General features: G+C 57.1%; 1 protein-coding gene. It reads right to left on the reverse strand.

All coding sequences use genetic code 11. The features are described from left to right. On the reverse strand, positions 1 to 240 hold a 240-nt coding region (locus tag AC1RPR_RS09035; protein ID WP_481763613.1), incomplete at both ends, for a hypothetical protein.

The following is a 240-nucleotide window of genomic DNA, read 5'->3' on the forward strand; positions in this document are numbered from 1 at the left end:
TAGGTCCCATCGACGCGAGACGGCCGGTTACCACCGCCCATACCGAATAGTCAGGCCGCAGGTGATTGTCCTTGGCTGCGTCCATGTTCGTCGTAAGCCGTTTGAACCAGCCCTTCGCATACGTGGACAACAGCTTCGTCAGCGCCTGATAGTCGCCGTACAGACCAACGATCTTGTTCTTGTCGCGGTAATGCGCAACGAATTCCTTGTCGATGGCATCTGCCCCGGTCTTCGTCTTCG

It is taken from the genome of Dellaglioa sp. CoH-57-MRSF-22 (assembly GCF_056781895.1).